The sequence below is a fragment of the Streptomyces sp. NPDC018031 genome (genome assembly GCF_044327625.1).
Classification (GTDB): domain Bacteria; phylum Actinomycetota; class Actinomycetes; order Streptomycetales; family Streptomycetaceae; genus Streptomyces.
In genome coordinates, this window is record NZ_JBIRFT010000001.1 from 759,136 (window position 1) to 776,669 (window position 17,534).

At 73.5% G+C, this 17,534-nt stretch carries 16 protein-coding genes; 4 read left to right on the top strand and 12 right to left on the bottom strand.

Translation table 11 applies throughout. The features are described from left to right. From ACH4B3_RS03235 to ACH4B3_RS03255, 5 genes are all read right to left on the bottom strand, one after another. A complete protein-coding gene (locus ACH4B3_RS03235; protein ID WP_398460990.1) occupies positions 1–2,295 on the bottom strand; it encodes a transglycosylase domain-containing protein in 2,295 nt (764 codons plus the stop codon). A 41-nt stretch (positions 2,296–2,336) separates the two neighbouring features. Next, a complete protein-coding gene (locus tag ACH4B3_RS03240) occupies positions 2,337–3,617 on the bottom strand; it encodes a sensor histidine kinase (RefSeq protein WP_398460991.1) in 1,281 nt (426 codons plus the stop codon). A 3-nt stretch (positions 3,618–3,620) separates the two neighbouring features. Beyond that, positions 3,621–4,412, bottom strand: coding sequence for a response regulator transcription factor (locus ACH4B3_RS03245; protein ID WP_398460992.1), 792 nt, complete (start codon positions 4,410–4,412; stop codon positions 3,621–3,623). Beyond that, positions 4,409–5,236: a hypothetical protein gene (locus ACH4B3_RS03250; RefSeq protein ID WP_398460993.1), complete on the bottom strand. Its 828-nt coding sequence runs from the start codon at positions 5,234–5,236 to the stop codon at positions 4,409–4,411. The genes ACH4B3_RS03245 and ACH4B3_RS03250 overlap by 4 nt, the downstream gene beginning before the upstream one ends. A 292-nt stretch (positions 5,237–5,528) precedes the next feature. Then, positions 5,529–6,494 (bottom strand): LysR substrate-binding domain-containing protein, encoded by a 966-nt coding sequence (locus tag ACH4B3_RS03255; protein ID WP_398460994.1) that lies wholly within the window; start codon positions 6,492–6,494, stop codon positions 5,529–5,531. Positions 6,495–6,635: 141 nt separating this feature from the next. Between ACH4B3_RS03255 and ACH4B3_RS03260 the strand changes: the two genes are divergently transcribed. Together ACH4B3_RS03260 and ACH4B3_RS03265 are read left to right on the top strand one after the other, a co-directional pair. Next, entirely contained in the window at positions 6,636–7,190 is a 555-nt protein-coding gene (locus ACH4B3_RS03260; RefSeq protein ID WP_398460995.1) for a peroxiredoxin, read from the top strand. A gap of 2 nt (positions 7,191–7,192) precedes the next feature. After that, the gene (locus ACH4B3_RS03265; protein WP_398460996.1) at positions 7,193–7,726 is read left to right on the top strand and encodes an alkyl hydroperoxide reductase; all 534 of its coding nucleotides are present in this window, start codon (positions 7,193–7,195) and stop codon (positions 7,724–7,726) included. 91 nt (positions 7,727–7,817) lie between these two features. On the opposite strand, the gene ACH4B3_RS03270 is transcribed toward ACH4B3_RS03265, so the two are convergent. The 4 genes from ACH4B3_RS03270 to ACH4B3_RS03285 all read right to left on the bottom strand — a co-directional run bounded on the left by ACH4B3_RS03270 (position 7,818) and on the right by ACH4B3_RS03285 (position 13,336). Further along, on the bottom strand, positions 7,818–9,299 hold the full coding sequence (locus ACH4B3_RS03270; RefSeq protein WP_398460997.1) for an AI-2E family transporter: 1,482 nt from the start codon (positions 9,297–9,299) through the stop codon (positions 7,818–7,820). Positions 9,300–9,431: 132 nt separating this feature from the next. Then, positions 9,432–10,148, bottom strand: a complete 717-nt coding sequence (locus tag ACH4B3_RS03275) for a transglycosylase SLT domain-containing protein (RefSeq protein ID WP_398460998.1) — start codon at positions 10,146–10,148, stop codon at positions 9,432–9,434. Positions 10,149–10,603: 455 nt separating this feature from the next. Next, positions 10,604–11,941: a PhoH family protein gene (locus ACH4B3_RS03280; protein ID WP_398460999.1), complete on the bottom strand. Its 1,338-nt coding sequence runs from the start codon at positions 11,939–11,941 to the stop codon at positions 10,604–10,606. A gap of 633 nt (positions 11,942–12,574) precedes the next feature. Next, positions 12,575–13,336, bottom strand: coding sequence for an isoprenyl transferase (locus ACH4B3_RS03285; RefSeq protein WP_398461000.1), 762 nt, complete (start codon positions 13,334–13,336; stop codon positions 12,575–12,577). A gap of 139 nt (positions 13,337–13,475) precedes the next feature. Between ACH4B3_RS03285 and mgrA the strand changes: the two genes are divergently transcribed. Further along, on the top strand, positions 13,476–14,516 hold the full coding sequence (gene mgrA / locus ACH4B3_RS03290) for an L-glyceraldehyde 3-phosphate reductase (RefSeq protein ID WP_398461001.1): 1,041 nt from the start codon (positions 13,476–13,478) through the stop codon (positions 14,514–14,516). 187 nt (positions 14,517–14,703) lie between these two features. Here mgrA and ACH4B3_RS03295 read toward each other — a convergent pair whose 3' ends face one another. After that, positions 14,704–15,450 (bottom strand): prepilin peptidase, encoded by a 747-nt coding sequence (locus ACH4B3_RS03295; RefSeq protein ID WP_398461002.1) that lies wholly within the window; start codon positions 15,448–15,450, stop codon positions 14,704–14,706. Positions 15,451–15,696: 246 nt separating this feature from the next. On the opposite strand from ACH4B3_RS03295, the gene ACH4B3_RS03300 reads away from it, so the two are divergent. Next, positions 15,697–16,233 carry a DUF192 domain-containing protein gene (locus tag ACH4B3_RS03300; RefSeq protein WP_398461565.1) on the top strand — a complete coding sequence of 179 codons (537 nt, stop codon included), beginning with the start codon at positions 15,697–15,699 and terminating at the stop codon, positions 16,231–16,233. 69 nt (positions 16,234–16,302) lie between these two features. On the opposite strand, the gene ACH4B3_RS03305 is transcribed toward ACH4B3_RS03300, so the two are convergent. Together ACH4B3_RS03305 and ACH4B3_RS03310 are read right to left on the bottom strand one after the other, a co-directional pair. After that, positions 16,303–16,938, bottom strand: coding sequence for an OmpA family protein (locus tag ACH4B3_RS03305; protein ID WP_398461003.1), 636 nt, complete (start codon positions 16,936–16,938; stop codon positions 16,303–16,305). A 7-nt stretch (positions 16,939–16,945) separates the two neighbouring features. After that, positions 16,946–17,530 (bottom strand): hypothetical protein, encoded by a 585-nt coding sequence (locus tag ACH4B3_RS03310; protein WP_398461004.1) that lies wholly within the window; start codon positions 17,528–17,530, stop codon positions 16,946–16,948. Positions 17,531–17,534 lie beyond the last annotated feature (4 nt).

Genomic DNA, 17,534 nt, shown 5'->3' on the forward strand with positions numbered 1-17,534 from the left:
TCATTCGGCGGTGGTCGGCGAGGCGTACCCCGGACCCACGGGAGAGTCCGGGGTATCCGCCTCGGCCGGCACCCCCAGCTCGAAGCGGGCCGGGGGTGTGCCGCGCAGCGCCTGTTCGGTGTAGGCGGCCCAGACGCGGCCCGGGCGGTCGACGGCGCTCCGCGGCAGGGCCAGCTGCGTGCGCTTCTCCGGGTCCTCGCCGAACATCCCCACGGCGGTGACCAGTTGCGGCGTGTAGCCGACGAACCAGGCGGCCTTCCGGTCGTCCGAGCGGCCGGACGTCACCGCGACGGGCCGGCCGACGGCCCGGACCGCGGCGTCCCACTTCTCGGTGTCGTCGAAGGCGAGGAGCATGGCGGTGGTCCCGTCCGCCGCCTGCCGGCTCACCGCCTGGTCGCCGGTCGCCGACGGCAGGTCCACCTGCCGGTCACCGCGCCGCGCGGAGGCCACGATCGTCGGCGTGACCGTCCGGCCGTGCTGGGCGAGGGTGGCGTAGACCCCGGCGAGTTCCATCGGCCCGGCGCCCATCAGACCCAGCTCCATGACCGGGCCGCGGGCCTGGAAGCCGCTGGCGTCCGGGTCCATGCCCAGTGCCACGGCGGTCTCCTTGATCTTCTCCGGGCCCACCGCGGCCGGCACCGCGCCCTTCTTCGCCGCGGCGCGCTTGACGTCCGCGCCGTGTTCCAGGCCGGCGGTGAACACCAGCGGCCGGAAGGCCGGCCCGGCCTGGTAGTCGCCGCGGGTGGCGTTGCTGAGGTAGTGGCGGGTGTAGTCGCGGCCGCCGTAGAGGGCCAGCACCCGGCCGGTGCGCGGGTCCACCGACACCGCTCCGGCCTGGGTGGCCGCCGCCGCCCGGCGGGACGCGGCGTCGCGACCGCCGCGCAGTTGCCGGGCGACCGCCTGCTCCAGGGCCCGCTGCTTCGCCGGGTCGACGGTGAGCGTGATGGTCCAGCCGCCCGCGGCCAGCTCCTGTTCGCTGACGCCCGCGGCGAGCAGTTCCCGGCGGGCGGCGTCGACCAGATAGCCGGCCTGGCCGTCGAGCCCGGGGGCGGGCCGGGGCGGCACCGGCTCGGGGAACCGCATGGCCCGCCGCTCGTCGCCGTCCAGCCAGTCCAGTTCGACCATGTTGTCCAGCACGTACTTCCAGCGCTGTTCCACCAGGCGCTTGCCGGCCGGGCTCGCGACGGACCAGTCGTACAGGCTCGGCGCCTGGAGCACCGCCGCGAGGTAGGCGCCCTCCTCCACCGTCAGCTGCTCGACGTTCTTGTCGTAGTACGCGCGGGCGGCGGCCTGGATGCCGTAGGCGACGCGGCCGAAGTAGCTGGTGTTGAGGTAGCCGGCGAGGATCTCGTCCTTGGAGCTGCGCTGGTCGACCTTGAGGGAGATGATCAGCTCCTTCACCTTGCGGGTGACGGTCTGCTCCTGGCTGAGGTAGTAGTTCTTCACGTACTGCTGGGTGATGGTCGAGCCGCCCTGGGTGCCCTTGCCGGTCACGGTGTTGACCAGACCGCGGACGATGCCCACCGGGTCGACCCCCGCGTCCTGGTAGAAGGACTTGTTCTCGGCGGCGACGAACGCGCGCCGGACGGCCTCGGGCACCCGGTCGATCGGTACCGACTCCCGGTTGACCTCCCCGGTGCGGGCCGCGAGGGTGCCGTCGGCGTAGAGGTAGACATTGCTCTCCGCCTTCGCCTGCGCGTTGGCCTCGGGAATGTCGATGGAGTAGTAGAGGACCAGGAAGGTCCCGGTCAGCAGGGTGACCATGGCCAGCAGGTAGGCCAGCAGCTTCCGCCAGGTGAGGAAGCGCCGGAGGCCGGTCCGCTTCTTCCTCCGCTGCTGCTTCCGCTTCCGCCTCCGCCCCCGGTCCGGCTCCCGGCCGTGAACCCGCTCCCGGCCCTGAACCCGGTCCTGAACCCGGTCCTGAACCTGGTCGCGGTCGCGGTCCTGAACCCGGCCCTGGTCGCGGTCCTGCTCGCGATCGCGGTCCTGGTCGCGGTCGCGGTCCTGGTCGCGGCCTTGGTCGTGTTCCGACCGGGCCCGCGGGGGCTCCCCCTCCCCGCGGTCTCCCCGGTCCTCCGCACCGTCCCGGGCCGCGGCGTCCGTCCGGTCGTCCTCCGGACCACGGCCGTGCCGCCCCCCGGCGGTCGGCCGTTGCTCCCGGGTTCTCCGGTCCGCGGGATCCTTCCGGTCCTCGGCGGGCGTCCGCCCCTGCCGCTGTGTCCGGGTCCGCGTCCACGAGGTGCGCATGGCGCCATCCTGGGCGGCGAAGATCTTGAGCCGCCCAAGGACGTGCATCGGCCCCGACTCGACGGTGTATCGGTCCCCGCCGCCGTGTATCAGTCGTGTATCGGGCCCGGCAGGTCACACGTACCGGCGGCCGGGCCGTCGGGGAGCCGGAGGGTGGCGACCGCGCCCCCGTCCGGGGCGTTGGCGAACTCCAGCACGGCACCCAGTACCCCGGCCTGGCCCCGCGCGATCGTCAGGCCGAGCCCGTGTCCCCGGCCACGCTCCCGGGCGCCGGTGCGGAAGCGCTGCGGGCCGTCCGCCAGCAACTCCTCGGGATAGCCCGGCCCGTGGTCGCGCACGGTCACGGTGCGCGCGGCCGGGTCCACGGTGACCAGCACCGGCGGGCCGCCGTGGCGGTCGGCGTTGATCAGGAGGTTGGTGACGATGCGCTCCAGCCGCCGGGGGTCGGTCCACACCACGGCGCCCGCCCGGCCGTGCTCCTTCCCCGCCACTTCGACGGCCGGCCGCACCGGCGGCGCGGTGCGGTCCACGATCTCCTCGATCAGCGGGGCCAGCGCACACGGCGACGGATCGGCCTGCTCGGCCCCGGCGTCCAGTCGGGAGATCTCCAGCAGGACCTCCACCAGGCTGCGCAGCACCCGTACCCGGTCGCGCACATAGCCGGCCGCCTCGTCGTCCTCCGGCAGCAGCTCGGCGGCGGTGACCAGGCCCATCAGGGGGGTGCGCAGCTCATGGGCGACGTCGGCGGTGAACCGCTGCTCGGCGCGGAGCCGCTCCTGGAGGGCGGCGGCCATCGAGTCCACCGCGCCGGCGATCTCGGCGATCTCGTCGTGCGGCCGGGCGGCGGCGGAGATCCGGGCGTCCAGGTCGCCGGCCGCGATCCGGCGGGCGGTCCCGGCGGCGGTGCGCAGCCGCCGGCTCATCCGGGCGGCGGTCAGCATGCCCAGCGGCAGCACCACGGCGGTGGTGGACAGCCCGGCGATGACGATGCTGGTGTCCAGGGCCCCGATGTCCCGCATGGTCGCCGTCATGTCCACCCGGACCGAGAGCACCCGGTCGCCGGCGGGCCGGGCGGCCCACATCGCGGGGCCGCCCGACCCGGTGGTGAACTCGGTGCCCTGATGCCCGTCCCGGACCAGCCGGCGCAGCCCGGCGGGCAGGCCGTCGGCGTCCAGGAGGGCGCCGGAGCCGTGGACGGTGCCCATCCGGGAGTAGGTGACGGCGGCCCGGTCGAGGGTGGTGCGCGCGGCGTCCCGGGCCTGGGAGAGCTCCCGGTCCCGGGAGGCGTGGTGGACCAGGACGCCGACCGCCGAGGCGGCGGCGCAGGTCGCCGCGGCGACCAGTGCGGCGATGCGCCAGCGTAGGGTCATCGGTCAGCGCCGCAGCTTGTAGCCGAAGCCGCGGACCGTTTCGATCCGCTCGGCGCCGATCTTGGCGCGCAGTCGCTGGACGTGCAGGTCGACCACGCGGGTGTCGCCCTGCCAGGCGTGGTCCCAGACCCGGCTGAGCAGGGTCCGGCGTTCCAGGACGACGCCGGGCGCGGCGGCGAACTCCAGCAGCATGCGCAGTTCGGTGGGGGTGAGGGCCAGCGGCCGGCCGTCCCGGCACACCTCCATGCCGCGTGGATCGATGGTGAGGTCGCCGAAGGTCAGCACCGGGGGGTGCTCCGGCGGGCCGTCGCCGAAGCCGCCGTCGGTGCCCGCCGGGCCGTCCGCCGGGCCGGCGCCGCCCCGCCCGGCGGCGCGGAACTCCAGCGAGGGGAAGGAGGCCCGGCGCAGCAGCGAGCGGATCCGGGCGACGAGGACCGCGCTCTCCACGGGCTTGACCACGTAGTCGTCGGCGCCCGCTTCGAGCCCGGAGACCACGTCCAGCGCGTCGCCGCGCGCGGACATCATCAGGATGGGCGCCAGGCTGAGTTCGCGTATCCGGCGGCACAGGCCGATGCCGTCCAGCTCGGGCAGCATGACGTCGAGCAGCAGCAGGTCGGGGCGCCGCTCGCGGAACACCTCCAGGCCGGTGAGCCCGTCCGCGGCGGTGGACACGGTGAAGCCGTACCGCTCCAGGGCCATCCGCACCGTGTTCCGGATGACTTCGTCGTCCTCGACGAGGAGCAGATGGGCCTCGCTGGGCGAGACGGGAGCGGTCGGCGGGAAGGCGGGGGTCATGGTGGTGTGGTCGTCCTCGGGGCCGGGGCGGCGGGGGTGGGCCAGGGGCCGGTTCCGTCACCGGCGCCTGGTTCCGCGCCGGCGCCGTCGGGGGTGGCACCGGGGGTGCCGTGGGCGGAGGTGCCCGGCCCCGCGTCGGTGCCGGCACTGGTTCCGGTTCCGGTTCCGGTACCGGGGAGGACGAGCGCCATCCGCTCGCCGTTCCACCGGTAGCGGCTGGTGACCTGACCGTCCTGGCCGGTGGCGGAGAGCACCAGGTCGCGGCCCAGGGTCTCGCCGGTGAGGCCGAGTTGCCCCCGGTGGACCAGCACCGGCTGGATCGTCTTCCCGACGGCGCGGTAGACGTGCACCATCGTCATCTGGACGGCGCGCTCGTCGACCGCCGCGATCAGTTCCTCCCGGCCGTCGCCGGTCAGATCGCGGTAGACCGGCTTCCGTACCGCGCAGCGGGCGCCGGGGCAGTCCTCGGCGACCAGCAGGCGCAGCACCTCGGGCATGTTGGGGTCCCGCTCCAGCAGCGTCAGCGGGCTTACGTCCCGCAGCCCGCCCGCGGGTACCGAGACCTCCTTGACCGGCAGGAACGGCAGCGCGCTCGGGACGGCCGTGGGCCGCTCGCCGGCCGGGGTGTAGCCGGGCCACAGCGGCAGGGCGCTGGCCGGCGGGGTCAGCCGCGGCGCGACCCCGTCGTCCCGCACCCCGCCCTGCCCGGCGCACCCGGCCAGCACGGCCGTGGACACCAGGGCCGTGGCCACGGCGACGGCCCTGCGGGCGCCGGTGACGCGGGCGGCGGCGGGCCGGTGGGGGACGGAGCGTTGAGGAGGCATGGCCCCGTCAGCGTACTGGCGGGACCGCGCTCCCGGTCACCCGGAGTCCGCACCCGGTCGGCGTCCGGTGACGGCAGCCGCAGGAACCCGCAGCCCCGGGGCGGCGCCCCCGGAGCCGCCAGCCCCGGTGCGGTGGCCGGGGTGGCACCCGGAGCCGGCAGCCCCGGGGCGGTGGCGACGATGGCACCCGGGGACGGCGGCACCCGGGGCGGTGGCGACGGTGGCACCCGGGGACGGCGGCACCCGGGGCAGCGTCGGCACGCGGGGCGTCGGCACCCGGCGACGGGGCGGTTCAGCGGGCGAACCGCACCGGCAGCGGCTTGAGCGCACCCCGCAGGGCGTTCGCGAACACCTCGAACTCGTCGGCTCGCGCGGCGCCGGCCCGCATCGCCAGCCCGATCCGGCGGGACGGCGCGGGGTGGCTGAAGTACCCGGTGATCAGGTCGGCGCTGCGGCCGGTCTCCACCGGCACCGCGGTGCGCGGCAGCAGCGTCACACCGAGCCCGCCCGCGACCAGCTGGACGAGGGTGGAGAGTCCGGCCGCGCTGGTGGTGCCGCGGGTCCCTTCGGTGCGGCCCACCTCGCGGCAGATGTCCAGCGCCTGGTCGCGCAGGCAGTGCCCCTCGTCGAGGAGCAGCAGGTCCAGGCTCTTGAGGGCCTCGCGGGGTATGTCGCCCCGGCCGCCGAGCCAGTGGTCCTTGGGCATCACCAGGACGAAGTCCTCGTCGAACAGGGGGAGCTCGGCGACGCCGGGGGTGTCGAGCGGTACGGCGAGGAGCAGCAGGTCGAGCCTGCCCTGGGTGAGCCCGTCCAGCAGCGAGGCGGTCTGCTCCTCGTGGACCTGCAGGTCGAGGTCGGGGTACCGGTCGTGCACCAGGCGCAGCACGGTGGGCAGCAGGTAGGGGGCCACGGTCGGGATGACGCCCAGCCGCAGCACCCCGGTGAACGGGGCCCGGGCCGCCTCGGCCTCCTCCAGCAGGTCCCCGACGGCGTCGAGTACGCTCCGGGCACGCTCGGCCAGCCGCTCCCCCGCCGCGCTGAGCAGCACCTTGCGGGTCGTACGCTCCAGCAGCTGGACCCCGAGCGCCTCCTCCAGGGCGGAGACGGCGCCGGAGAGCGCGGGCTGGCTCATCCCGATGGCGGCCGCGGCATCGCGGAAGTGCAGATGCTCGGCAACGGACACAAAGGCCCGCAATTGCGACAGGCTGGGCTGCCGCGGCTTCCCCGCGGCCACTCCTGACCCGGTCGGTACGGCCACTGATAACCACCTCCGATCAACATCCCCAAGTCTAGCTATTTCACTGATCAATGCCTTCTGTGGCAGGGTTGGCGACGTCCAACCCACAGGAAAGCCCCTCACAAGGGGGCAATTCCACCCTGCGATTTGCTAGGAGAGCGCGTGCTCACTGTCGGTGACCACTTCCCCGAGTACGACCTGACCGCCTGTGTCGACCTGGACGCGGAGAAGGCGTTCGAGCAGATCAACCACAAGTCCTACGAGGGCAAGTGGCGTGTGGTCTTCTTCTGGCCGAAGGACTTCACCTTCGTCTGCCCCACCGAGATCGCCGCGTTCGGCAAGCTGAACGACGAGTTCGCCGACCGCGACGCCCAGATCCTCGGTGTCTCCGGCGACTCCGAATTCGTCCACCACGCCTGGCGCAAGGACCACGCGGACCTGCGTGACCTGCCCTTCCCGATGCTGGCCGACTCCAAGCACGAGCTGATGCAGGCGTGCGGCGTCCAGGGCGAGGACGGCTTCGCCCAGCGCGCGGTCTTCGTCGTCGACCCGAACAACGAGATCCAGTTCACCATGGTGACCGCCGGTTCCGTGGGCCGTAACCCCAAGGAGGTCCTGCGGGTCCTCGACGCCCTGCAGACCGACGAGCTGTGCCCCTGCAACTGGAGCAAGGGCGAGGACACCCTCGACCCGGTCGCGCTCCTGGCCGGTGAGTGACCATGGCACTCGATGAGCTGAAGTCCGCCATACCGGACTACGCCAAGGACCTGAAGCTGAACCTCGGTTCGGTGATCGGCAACTCCGGGCTTCCGCAGCAGCAGCTGTGGGGCACGGTGCTGGCCTGCGCCATCGCCACCCGCTCGGCGCGGGTGCTGCGCGAGCTGGAGCCGGAGGCCAAGGCCAACCTCAAGCCGGAGGCGTACACCGCGGCCAAGTCGGCCGCCGCCATCATGGCGATGAACAACGTCTACTACCGGACCCGGCACCTGCTGTCGGACCCGGAGTACAACAACCTGCGCGCGGGCCTGCGGATGAACGTCATCGGCAACCCGGGCGTGGAGAAGGTCGACTTCGAGCTCTGGTCGCTGGCGGTCTCCGCGATCAACGGCTGCGGCATGTGCCTGGACTCGCACGAGCAGGTGCTGCGCAAGGCCGGTGTGGACCGCGAGACGATCCAGGAGGCGTTCAAGATCGCCTCGGTGCTGCAGGCGGTCGGCGCCACGCTGGACGCCGAGGCCGTGCTGGCCGAGTAGGCCGCCGGGACGCGGAACGCGTCCCGGGCCCACGACGAGAAGGGGAGTCCCGCCCGACGGCGGGACTCCCCTGACGCGTTTCCGGACCGGCTCAGCTCCGCGGCTGCTCCGGGTCCGCCTCGCCGCCGGACTCCGGCTCGCCGCCGGCCGCCGCGGACCCCGGCGCCGGGACCGGCGCCACCTCGATCGCGGTCGCCCCGTGCGGTCCCGCCGCCGCGCGCATCGCGGCCTCGCTGGTGTAGGCCCGCAGGTAGCCGACGACCGTGTTGGTGACGGCCACCAGCGGCACCGCGACCACCGCGCCGCCGATGCCGCCGATCAGCGAACCGGCCGCGACCGACAGGACCACCGCGAGCGGGTGGACGCGGACCGCGCGGCCCAGGATGAAGGGCTGCAGGATGTGGCCCTCGATCTGCTGCACGGCGAGCACCACGATGAGCACCATGGCCGCGGTGAAGGCGTCCACCGTCACCAGCGCCACCACGACCGCCAGCGCCCCCGAGATCACCGCGCCGACCAGCGGGATGAAGGCGAAGAGGAAGATGAACACGGCGAGCGGCACGGCCATCGGCACGTCGAGGAAGTAGATGCCGACCCCGATGAAGATCGCGTCGATCAGCGCCACTATCACCGTGCCCCGCACATAGGCGGTGAGCGTCTGCCAGGCGCGCGGCCCGGCGCCCGCGACGCCCTCCCGGGCGGGGGCCGGGACCAGCTTCAGCGCCCAGGCCCAGATCTTCGGGCCGTCGTAGAGCAGGAACAGCGTGCTGAACATCGCCAGCAGGATGCCGGTCATCACCTCGACGATGACGGTGACACCCTCCAGGCCCGCGGTGGTGATCTCCTCGGTGTTGTCCCCGACCGCCTGGCGCAGGTTCTTGGCGATGTCGTTGATCTGGTCCTCGGTGACGTGGAAGGGGCCCTTGGTCAGCCAGTCCCGGAAGTCGTCGATGGCGCGCTGGACCTCCGCGGAGACGTCGTCCACGTTCTCCATGACCTGCCAGACCACGAACCAGCAGACCAGCCCCATCACGACGAAGCCGGAGATGAAGACGATGGCGGTCGCCAGGCCGCGCGGCACGCCGCGGCGGCGGAGCCGGCCGACGGTGGGCTCCAGCAGGGCGGTGATCAGCAGCGACACCGTGAAGGACAGCACGACCAGCTGCACGGAGCTGATCACCCGCATCAGCACCCAGACCGTGCCGGCCAGCACCAGCAGCCGCCAGCCGACCTCCGCCGCGACCCGCACCCCGTACGGCACGGCGGCGACCGGGTCGGCCGGGGCCGCGGTGGCGGGGGCGGTCTCCAACCGGGCCGCCGGGGCCTCCGCCGGGGGCGCCGCGACCGCAGCCCGCGCGGGTTCGGCCGCCGGGTCCGGTGCCGCCCCGGCAGCGGGCGCGGCGGCCGCGGTCTCCGCGGTGCCCCCGGCGCGGGTCCGGCCGCGCTCCGGCCTGCGGGACGCGGCCGGCTCACCCTCTCCGGTGTCGAACGCGTCCCGTTTGGCGTCGAGCCGCACGGACAACCGCGTCAGCCCCGCCCCCAACCTGCCCACCAGGCGTGGCAGTCTGGACATCTCTCGGTACCCCCATTCCCCCGTCGTTCCCGGGAAGACGTTACCGGAGGACGCACGAAGCCCCCGGCCATACGGTCGGGGGCTTCGGAAGACTCGATCACCGGCGCCGGCGCGGGCCGGCGTCCGATCGGCCTAGTACCAGTGGTTCTGCTGCCAGAACGACCAGGCGCCGCACGGGCTGCCGTACCGGCCGTCCATGTAGCTCAGGCCCCACTTGATCTGGGTGGCCGGGTTGGTCCGCCAGTCGGCGCCGGCGGACGACATCTTGGTACCGGGCAGTGCCTGCACCAGACCGTACGCCCCCGAGGACGGGTTGGTGGCACGGTAGTTCCAGGTGCTCTCGTGGTTCACGATGTTGCTGAAGCACTGGAACTGGTCGGCGGGGACCATCTGCCGGGCCATGGCCTGGACCTCGGCGACGGTGTAGGAGGCCTGCGGCGCGAAGCTGTCGGCGTCACGGGCGGCGGAGCGGCTGGCGGCCTGCTCCTGCTCCTTGGCCTCGCGCTCCTTGGCCTTGCGCTCGGCCTCCGCCTTGTCGGCGGCGGCCTTCTTGGCCTTGGCATCCTTCGCGGCCTGCTTGCGGGCGGACTCCTCCGCGGCCTTCTTCGCCTCCGCGTCCGCGGCGGTGGACTGGATGTCCGCCTGCTGCGTCAGGGAAACGGTCTGCGCCTGGGCCTGCTGCCCAGCCGGGATCTCCGCGAGGAGTGTCGCGTCAGCGGCAGCGGCCGTGGTCTCGACGGGCTCGGGCGACTTCTTGTCATCGCCCGCGGCGACACCCACGACGGCGCCGACTGTGGTGACCGCGGTGGCGGATGCCACTGCGAATCCCCGGACCGAAATCCGGCTCACACGGTTTCCTTCCAGCGTCGCCCGCAACGGTGACCTCGCGGACGCAATCGTGCCCCTGGCGCTGGCCTCCATGGTCCGGACCCCTGATGGTGCGTCGGGGGCCGACTGGTCACGGGAGGCACGGACCCGGTGGGCCCTCCATGAGCAGGAGGTCCGCATGGTGCTCGGGCGGCATACGGCGAACTCTGTTTAGTTCTGGTGTTGCTGGGGTTCCACATCCCTGGGGATACGGAAGTGCCGTATGCGGGGCCTGACAGGACCCACACACTGCCGGATCTCGATGCCCCGAGGCAATTCTCCGTTGCGTGGTAAAGCTCACACCTCGTTTACTCCAGCGGTTTCTCGGAAAAGTCAGCGCGCCAAGACGCCGCGCGGATAAGCTCCTTGGCTCTTCCGCGCGGCGTCGCGTCAAATCGTCCGAACACTCGCAAGCATTCGAACCGCCTGCAATTCGGTCAGATGTGTGCTTCCTCCAGCATTTCGGTCACCAGTGCGGCGATCGGGGAGCGCTCGGACCGGGTGAGGGTGACGTGCGCGAACAGCGGATGACCCTTCAGCTTCTCCACCACCGCCACCACGCCGTCGTACCGGCCGACCCGGAGGTTGTCGCGCTGCGCCACGTCATGGGTGAGTACGACCCGGGAATTGGCCCCGATCCGGGACAGAACGGTCAGCAGCACGTTCCGTTCCAGCGACTGCGCCTCATCGACGATGACGAACGCGTCGTGCAGCGAACGGCCCCGGATGTGGGTCAGCGGCAGCACCTCCAGCATGCCGCGTCCCACGACCTCCTCGATCACGTCCGCGGTGGTCACCGCGGAGAGGGTGTCGAAGACGGCCTGCGCCCAGGGGCTCATCTTCTCGGCCTCGGTGCCCGGCAGATAGCCCAGTTCCTGCCCGCCCACCGCGTACAGCGGCCGGAAGATCATCACCTTCCGGTGCTGCCGGCGCTCCAGCACGGCCTCCAGCCCGGCGCACAGCGCCAGCGCCGACTTGCCCGTACCGGCCCGGCCGCCCATGGAGACGATGCCCACGTCCGGGTCGAGGAGCAGGTCCAGCGCGATGCGCTGCTCGGCGCTGCGGCCGTGGATGCCGAACGCCTCCCGGTCGCCGCGCACCAGCCGGACCTGGCCGTCCGGCGTGACCCGGCCCAGGGCCTTGCCCCGCTCGGACTGGAGCACCAGCCCGGTGTGCACCGGCAGGCCGGCCGCCTCCGCGATGTAGGCGGTCTCCGTCGCGAAGAGGTCGTCGACCTGCTCGGCGCCGACGGAGAGTTCGGTCATCCCGGTCCAGCCGGAGTCGGTGATGGCCAGCTCCGCGCGGTACTCCTCGGCGAGCAGCCCCACCGACGACGCCTTGATCCGCAGCGGCAGGTCCTTGGAGACGACCGTGACGTCGTACCCCTCGGCCTGCAGGTTCCTGGCCACCGCCAGAATCCGCGAGTCGTTGTCGCCCGGCCGGCCGCCGTGGTTGAGGAAGGCCGCGGGCAGCACACCCGGGTCGGAGTGGTTGAGCTCGACACGCAGGGTGCCGCCCAGGTCGCCGATCGGGATGGGTGCGTCGAGACGGCCGTAGCGGATCCGGTACTCGTCCAGCAGGCGCAGCGCCTGCCGGGCGAAGTAGCCCAGCTCCGGGTGGTGCCTCTTGGCCTCCAACTCCGTGACCACCACGACCGGCAGCACGACTTCGTGCTCGTCGAAGCGGGCCATGGCGTTCGGGTCGGCCAGCAGGACGCTGGTGTCGAGAACATAGGTGCGCCGGTCGTGCTGGCGGCGCTTTGTGCTGGTCACCACGGTTGGACGAACCCCCTCGGGAGAGGTCGGGTGCGACTGCGTCGCGGGAGCGGGGTGTCCCCACCGCAAGCGGGGGACGGACCGGGCCTGGCCCCTGGCAGGGCCGAGCGCACCGGCCCTCCGCGCCTGCGCACGATCCGCACATCGTCCGTGAGCAAAGGGCCTCCCGGGCGGACGGCCCCATGCCGCCCGCTGGTGCCGGACGCCCGTGGGCGGGCGTCGACTTGTAGGGATATTCCCCTGGAGCCGCATACACATGCCTTGGCATATGCAACACGTGGGTGAACATTCACGTTTCCAGCGGCGCGCGGCAGCGGCCCCGCCGGCAGCCGAACACGGCTCCGTTCAGGCTCGATTCATCCCGGAGTCACCGGGTCCGGTGCGGGAGCGGGCCCGGGCCCGGGCGGGAGCGGCGGGTGCCGGGAGCCAACCGCGGGGCCCGGGCGGTGCCGGCGGGCGCCGGCCGGCGTGGGCACCGGCGGGTGCCGCGGAACACCCCGGGAGGGAGGGAGGGAGGGAGGAGAAAGAGAGGTGGCGCGGCGCCGGACGGTCCCGGGCGCGCCCCGGCGGTTCAGCCGCCGGGGCGCCGGTTCGGCTGCCGTACCGGCGGGTCAGCCGCCGTACCGCTGGGGGTCAGCTGCCGTACCGGCGGTGCCGGGCCGCGTAGTCGCGCAGCGCCCGCAGGAAGTCCACCTTGCGGAAGGCGGGCCAGAAGACCTCGCAGAAGTAGTACTCGGAGTGCGCGCTCTGCCAGAGCATGAACCCGGACAGGCGCTGCTCGCCGCTGGTGCGGATGACCAGGTCGGGGTCGGGCTGGCCGCGGGTGTAGAGGTGCTCGGAGATCATGTCGATGTCGACGGTCTCCGCCAGCTCCTCCAGCGGGGTGCCCTTGCCCGCGTGGTCCAGCATCAGCGACCGGACCGCGTCCGCGATCTCCTGCCGGCCTCCGTAGCCGACCGCCACGTTGACCAGTATCCCGTCGATGTGGTCGGTGGCCTGCTCGGCCTCCTTGAGCACAGTCTGGGTGTGCGCGGGCAGCAGGTCCATGGTGCCCACGTGATGCACCCGCCAGCGGCCGTCGGCGGCCAGGTCACGGACCGCGCCCTCGATGATGCCGAGCAGCGGGACGAGTTCCTCGTCGGGCCGGTCGAGGTTGTCGGTGGACAGCAGCCACAGCGTGACCACCTCGACGTCGGTCTCGGTGCACCAGCCCAGCAGCTCCTGGATCTTGCTGGCACCGGCCTTGTGGCCCTGCTCGGGACTGCCGCCGGAGGCACGCGCCCAGCGCCGGTTGCCGTCCAGGATGACGCCGATGTGCTTGGGCACCTGGGCGTGGTCGAGGCGGCCTTCCACCCGGCGTGCGTAGAGCCCGTACACCAGGTCGCGCAACTTCACGTTCCAGCCCCTCCATGCCTTGCTGTGGCAGTCCGCCTCAAGGGCGACACCCTACTGCGGGGGTGGGCGGAGTGGCGAACCCACGATGCCAGGGCGTTGTAGCGTCCAGTGAGGACAGCCACTCGAACAGGATTCCGCCGTGAACGACACCACATCCCCCTACCGGGCCGCCGCCACCCGCTACGACTCCATGGAGTACCGCCGCAGCGGGCGCAGCGGCCTGAAGCTGCCCGCCGTCTCGCTCGGCCTGTGGCACAACTTCGGCGACGACCGGACCCTGAGCTCGCAGCGCGCCATCCTGCGCCGCGCCTTCGACCTGGGCGTGACGCACTTCGACCTGGCGAACAACTACGGCCCGCCGCCCGGCTCCGCCGAACGGAACTTCGGCACGATCTTCGCCCAGGACTTCCGTCCGTACCGGGACGAACTGATCCTCTCGACCAAGGCCGGCTACCTGATGCATCCCGGCCCGTACGGCGAGTGGGGCTCGCGGAAGTACCTGCTCTCCTCCCTCGACGCCTCGCTGCGGCGGATGGGCGTCGACTACGTGGACATCTTCTACTCCCACCGGTTCGACGCCTCCACCCCGCTGGAGGAGACCATGGGCGCGCTGGCGTCCGCGGTCCAGCAGGGCAAGGCGCTGTACGTGGGCGTCTCCTCCTACAAGGCGAGCCAGACCCGGGAGGCGGCCCGGCTGCTGCGGGAGATGGGTGTGCCCGCGCTGATCCACCAGCCCTCCTACTCCATGATCAACCGCTGGATCGAGGAGGACGGGCTGCTGGACACCCTCGGGGCGCAGGGCATGGGGTGCATCTCCTTCGCTCCGCTGGCCCAGGGGCTGCTCACCGACAAGTACCTGGACGGCGTCCCGGCCGGGTCGCGTGCCGCGCAGGGCAAGTCGCTGGACCCGGGGCTGCTGACCGAGGAGACGGTGCGGCGGCTGCGCGGGCTGAACGAGATCGCCCGGCGCCGCGGCCAGTCGCTCGCCCAGCTGGCCCTCACCTGGGTGCTGCGGGACGAGCGGATGACCTCGGCGCTGATCGGCGCGTCGAGCGTGGCGCAGCTGGAGGCGAACGTGGCGGCGGTCGGCGCCGCGCCGCTGACCGAGGAGGAGCTGGCCGAGATCGACACACTGGCCCGGACCACCGAGGGCGTGAACATCTGGGCGGCCCGCAGCTGACCGGCCCGCCGCTGCCCCTTTCCGGCGCCGGCCGGTGGGCGGGCGCGCCCGCCCGGGCCGGGGCGGGAAAGGAAGCGGGCCGGTCCGTGGGGGGGATACGGACCGGCCCGAGGGGGGGCTTCCACCATAACCCTTCGTGAGGGGTGATGGGTGCAGCGACGTGCCGGGCGCGCCGCGGACCGGTTCGTCAGGAGGCGCCCAGGGCGCCCAGCACCAGTCCGGCGCCCGCTCCGAGGATCATGAAGGGCCCGAAGGCCAGCCCGGTCTTGCGCCCCGCCCGCCGGGTGATCAGCAGGCATACCCCGTAGACCGCGCCGAGCAGCAGACCTGCGAAAGCGCCCAGGAAGAGCACGTCCCAGCCGTACCACCCCAGGGCGATACCGAGCGTCGGCGCCAGCTTGACGTCGCCGAAGCCCATGCCGTTGGGGCTGATCACGAAGAGCAGCAGATACGCCCCGCCGAGCACCACGCCGCCGAGCAGCGCCCGGGACCAGGAGCCCGCGCTGTGCGGCAGCAGGGCCGCTACTCCCAGTAGCCCCGCCGCCCCGCCGGCCATCGGCAGGGTCAGCACGTCCGGCAGCCGGTTCACCGCCCGGTCCACCCCGGCCAGCAGCAGGCCCAGCGGCACCAGCAGCAGCCACACCGCCAGCTCGGGCCGGTAGCCGACGGCCGCCGCCAGGCCGCCGCACACCACGGCGACCCCGGCCGCGACCGGCGCCGGGCGCACCGTGAAACGGCGCTGCCCCTCCGGGCAGGCGGGACAGCGGGCCGTGCCGAGCCAGCCGTGCGCCGGACCGGTCAGCGGGTGCCCCTGCGGGCAGTCGGACCGCCACGGCTCGTCCGGCGCGACCGACAGCCGGTACAGGGGGCGGGGTACCAGGAGGCCGGCGACGGCTCCGTACACGGCGGCGGCGACGATCAGCACGAGATGCACGGGCCGAGCCTACGGAAACGCCGGGCGGTGGAACACTCGCGGTGGTCCCCGCGACGGCGCGGTGGACCGGGACGGCACGGTGGCGGTGCCGGGGAACGGCCGGCCGGGCGCACGCCCGGGGGGTGACCGAGCAAGCAGGGGGTCGACGGCATGGCTGACCATCCGGTGGACGGCAGGGCACTGCTCCGGGTGCCGGGGGCGGGGCCCGGGGGCGGCATCGCGCCGGGGGCGCGGTCCGGGGGCGGCATCGCGCCGGACGCCGGGGCCGGGCCGGCCGCGACGGCCGCGCCCGCGGACGCGGCCGGTGCCGGGGGCCCGTCCGGCACCGGGGCCGGGGGCCCGTCCGGCGCGGCGGCTCCGCCGGGGGCGGCGGAGGCGGCCGGGGACGGCGCGGGTGTACTCGTGCCGCTGGAGATCGCCGCTTCCTACCGCGCCCGCACCCGGGGGCTGCTGGGCCGGGACCGGCTCGACGGCGCGCTGCTGCTCACCCCCGCCGGCGGCGTCCACACCTTCCGGATGCGCTTCCCCATCGACGTCGCCTACCTCGACCGCGACCTGGCCGTGCTGGCGGTGCGGACCATGCGCCCCGGCCGGCTCGGGCTGCCGAGGCTCCGCTGCCGCCATGTGCTGGAGGCGGAGGCGGGGGCGATGGAGCGCTGGGGGGTGCGCCCGGGGGTACGTCTGCTCATCCGGTACGCCCCCGGGGCCGGAGACGGGGCCGGCGCAGCCCCGGGGACCGGCCGGGGTACCGGCGGGATCACGGCCGGTGGCCCGGGCGGCTGACCGGGCCGGCGCGCGACCGGCCCGGGTGAGGCGCGCGCCCCGGCGCGCAGGCGTCCCCCGCGGGCCGGCTCAGCCGCCCCGCGCGAAACCGACCTCCACCCGCCGGTTCTTCTTCCGCCCCTCCTCGGTGGAGTTGTCCGCGATCGGGTACTGCTCGCCGTAGCCGCGGATCTCGTACTCGACGCCGGCGCCGAGGTGTTCGGCGAGCGCCCGCTGCACGGCGTCGGCGCGCTGCTTGGAGAGCCTGTCACCGTGGGCGGAGGAGCCCAGGCTGTCGGTGAAGCCGAAGACCCGGACGGTGGTGGCGCCCTGGCGCTCGATCTCGGCGGCGATGGTCCGGATCCGGGCGCCGGCCTCCCGCCCCAGCCGCGCGCTGTTCTTGCCGAAGAGCACCTCGGCCTGGAGGGCGAACTTCACCTTCTCGTTGGTGTCCTCCCGGCGCTCCTCCCCGTCGTCGGTCTCCACCACGGACTTGATGTCCAGCACCCGGCCGGTGGCCAGCCGCGCACCGTCGGCGAGCCGGAGGTCCGGGTCGTCGGGGTCGATCTCCACCGGGGGCGTGGTGTCCGCCGGGGCGCCGGGGCCGTTGTCGGCGCGGGCGAGGCCGGCGGGGCAGACCAGGAGCACGGCGGCGGCCACGGCCGCCGGCAGCACCGCGCGGCGGACCGTCCGGCGGGTGCCGGGGCGAACGGGAGGCGTCGTCATGGTGGGCTCACCCGGAGATCTCGATGCCGATGGGCGGCAGGGTGGGGAGTTGGAAGTCGACCTTGGTGACGTCGTCCGGCGGCGCCGGGAACTGGGCGAAGACCGGCCGGCTCTCCCCCACCTTGATGCCGACCAGCCCGGTGGTGCACAGGCACTCCCCGTCGGTGTCCCGGAGGATCAGGTAGCGCTTGCGGCCGGCCTGGTCGATGAGCGAGGCGCCGGAGAGGGAGGACTGCGAGTGCAGTTCGGTCTCCTTGGAGCGCCAGGTGAAGGCGTTGAACGACTTGCTGCCGTTGTTGGTCACGGTGCCCTGGACCGTGACGAATCCCCCGTCGTCCCGGACCGCCGAGTGGAGGGTCACCACCACACCGTCGGGGCCCTTCGCCTCTCCGATGACCTCGGTGGGCCGCGCGGCCGGCTTGTCGTCCGGCTCCTTCCCGGTGGCTTGCCCGGCGCTCCGGGAGGGGCCGGCGGGCTTCTCCTCCCCACCGCCGTCCCCGCCGCCGCACCCGGCCGACGCGAGTGCGCAGACCGCCGCGAACACCGCAGCGAGCGCACGTCTCCGGCGCTTCGTCGTACGCCGCAACCTCATCTGT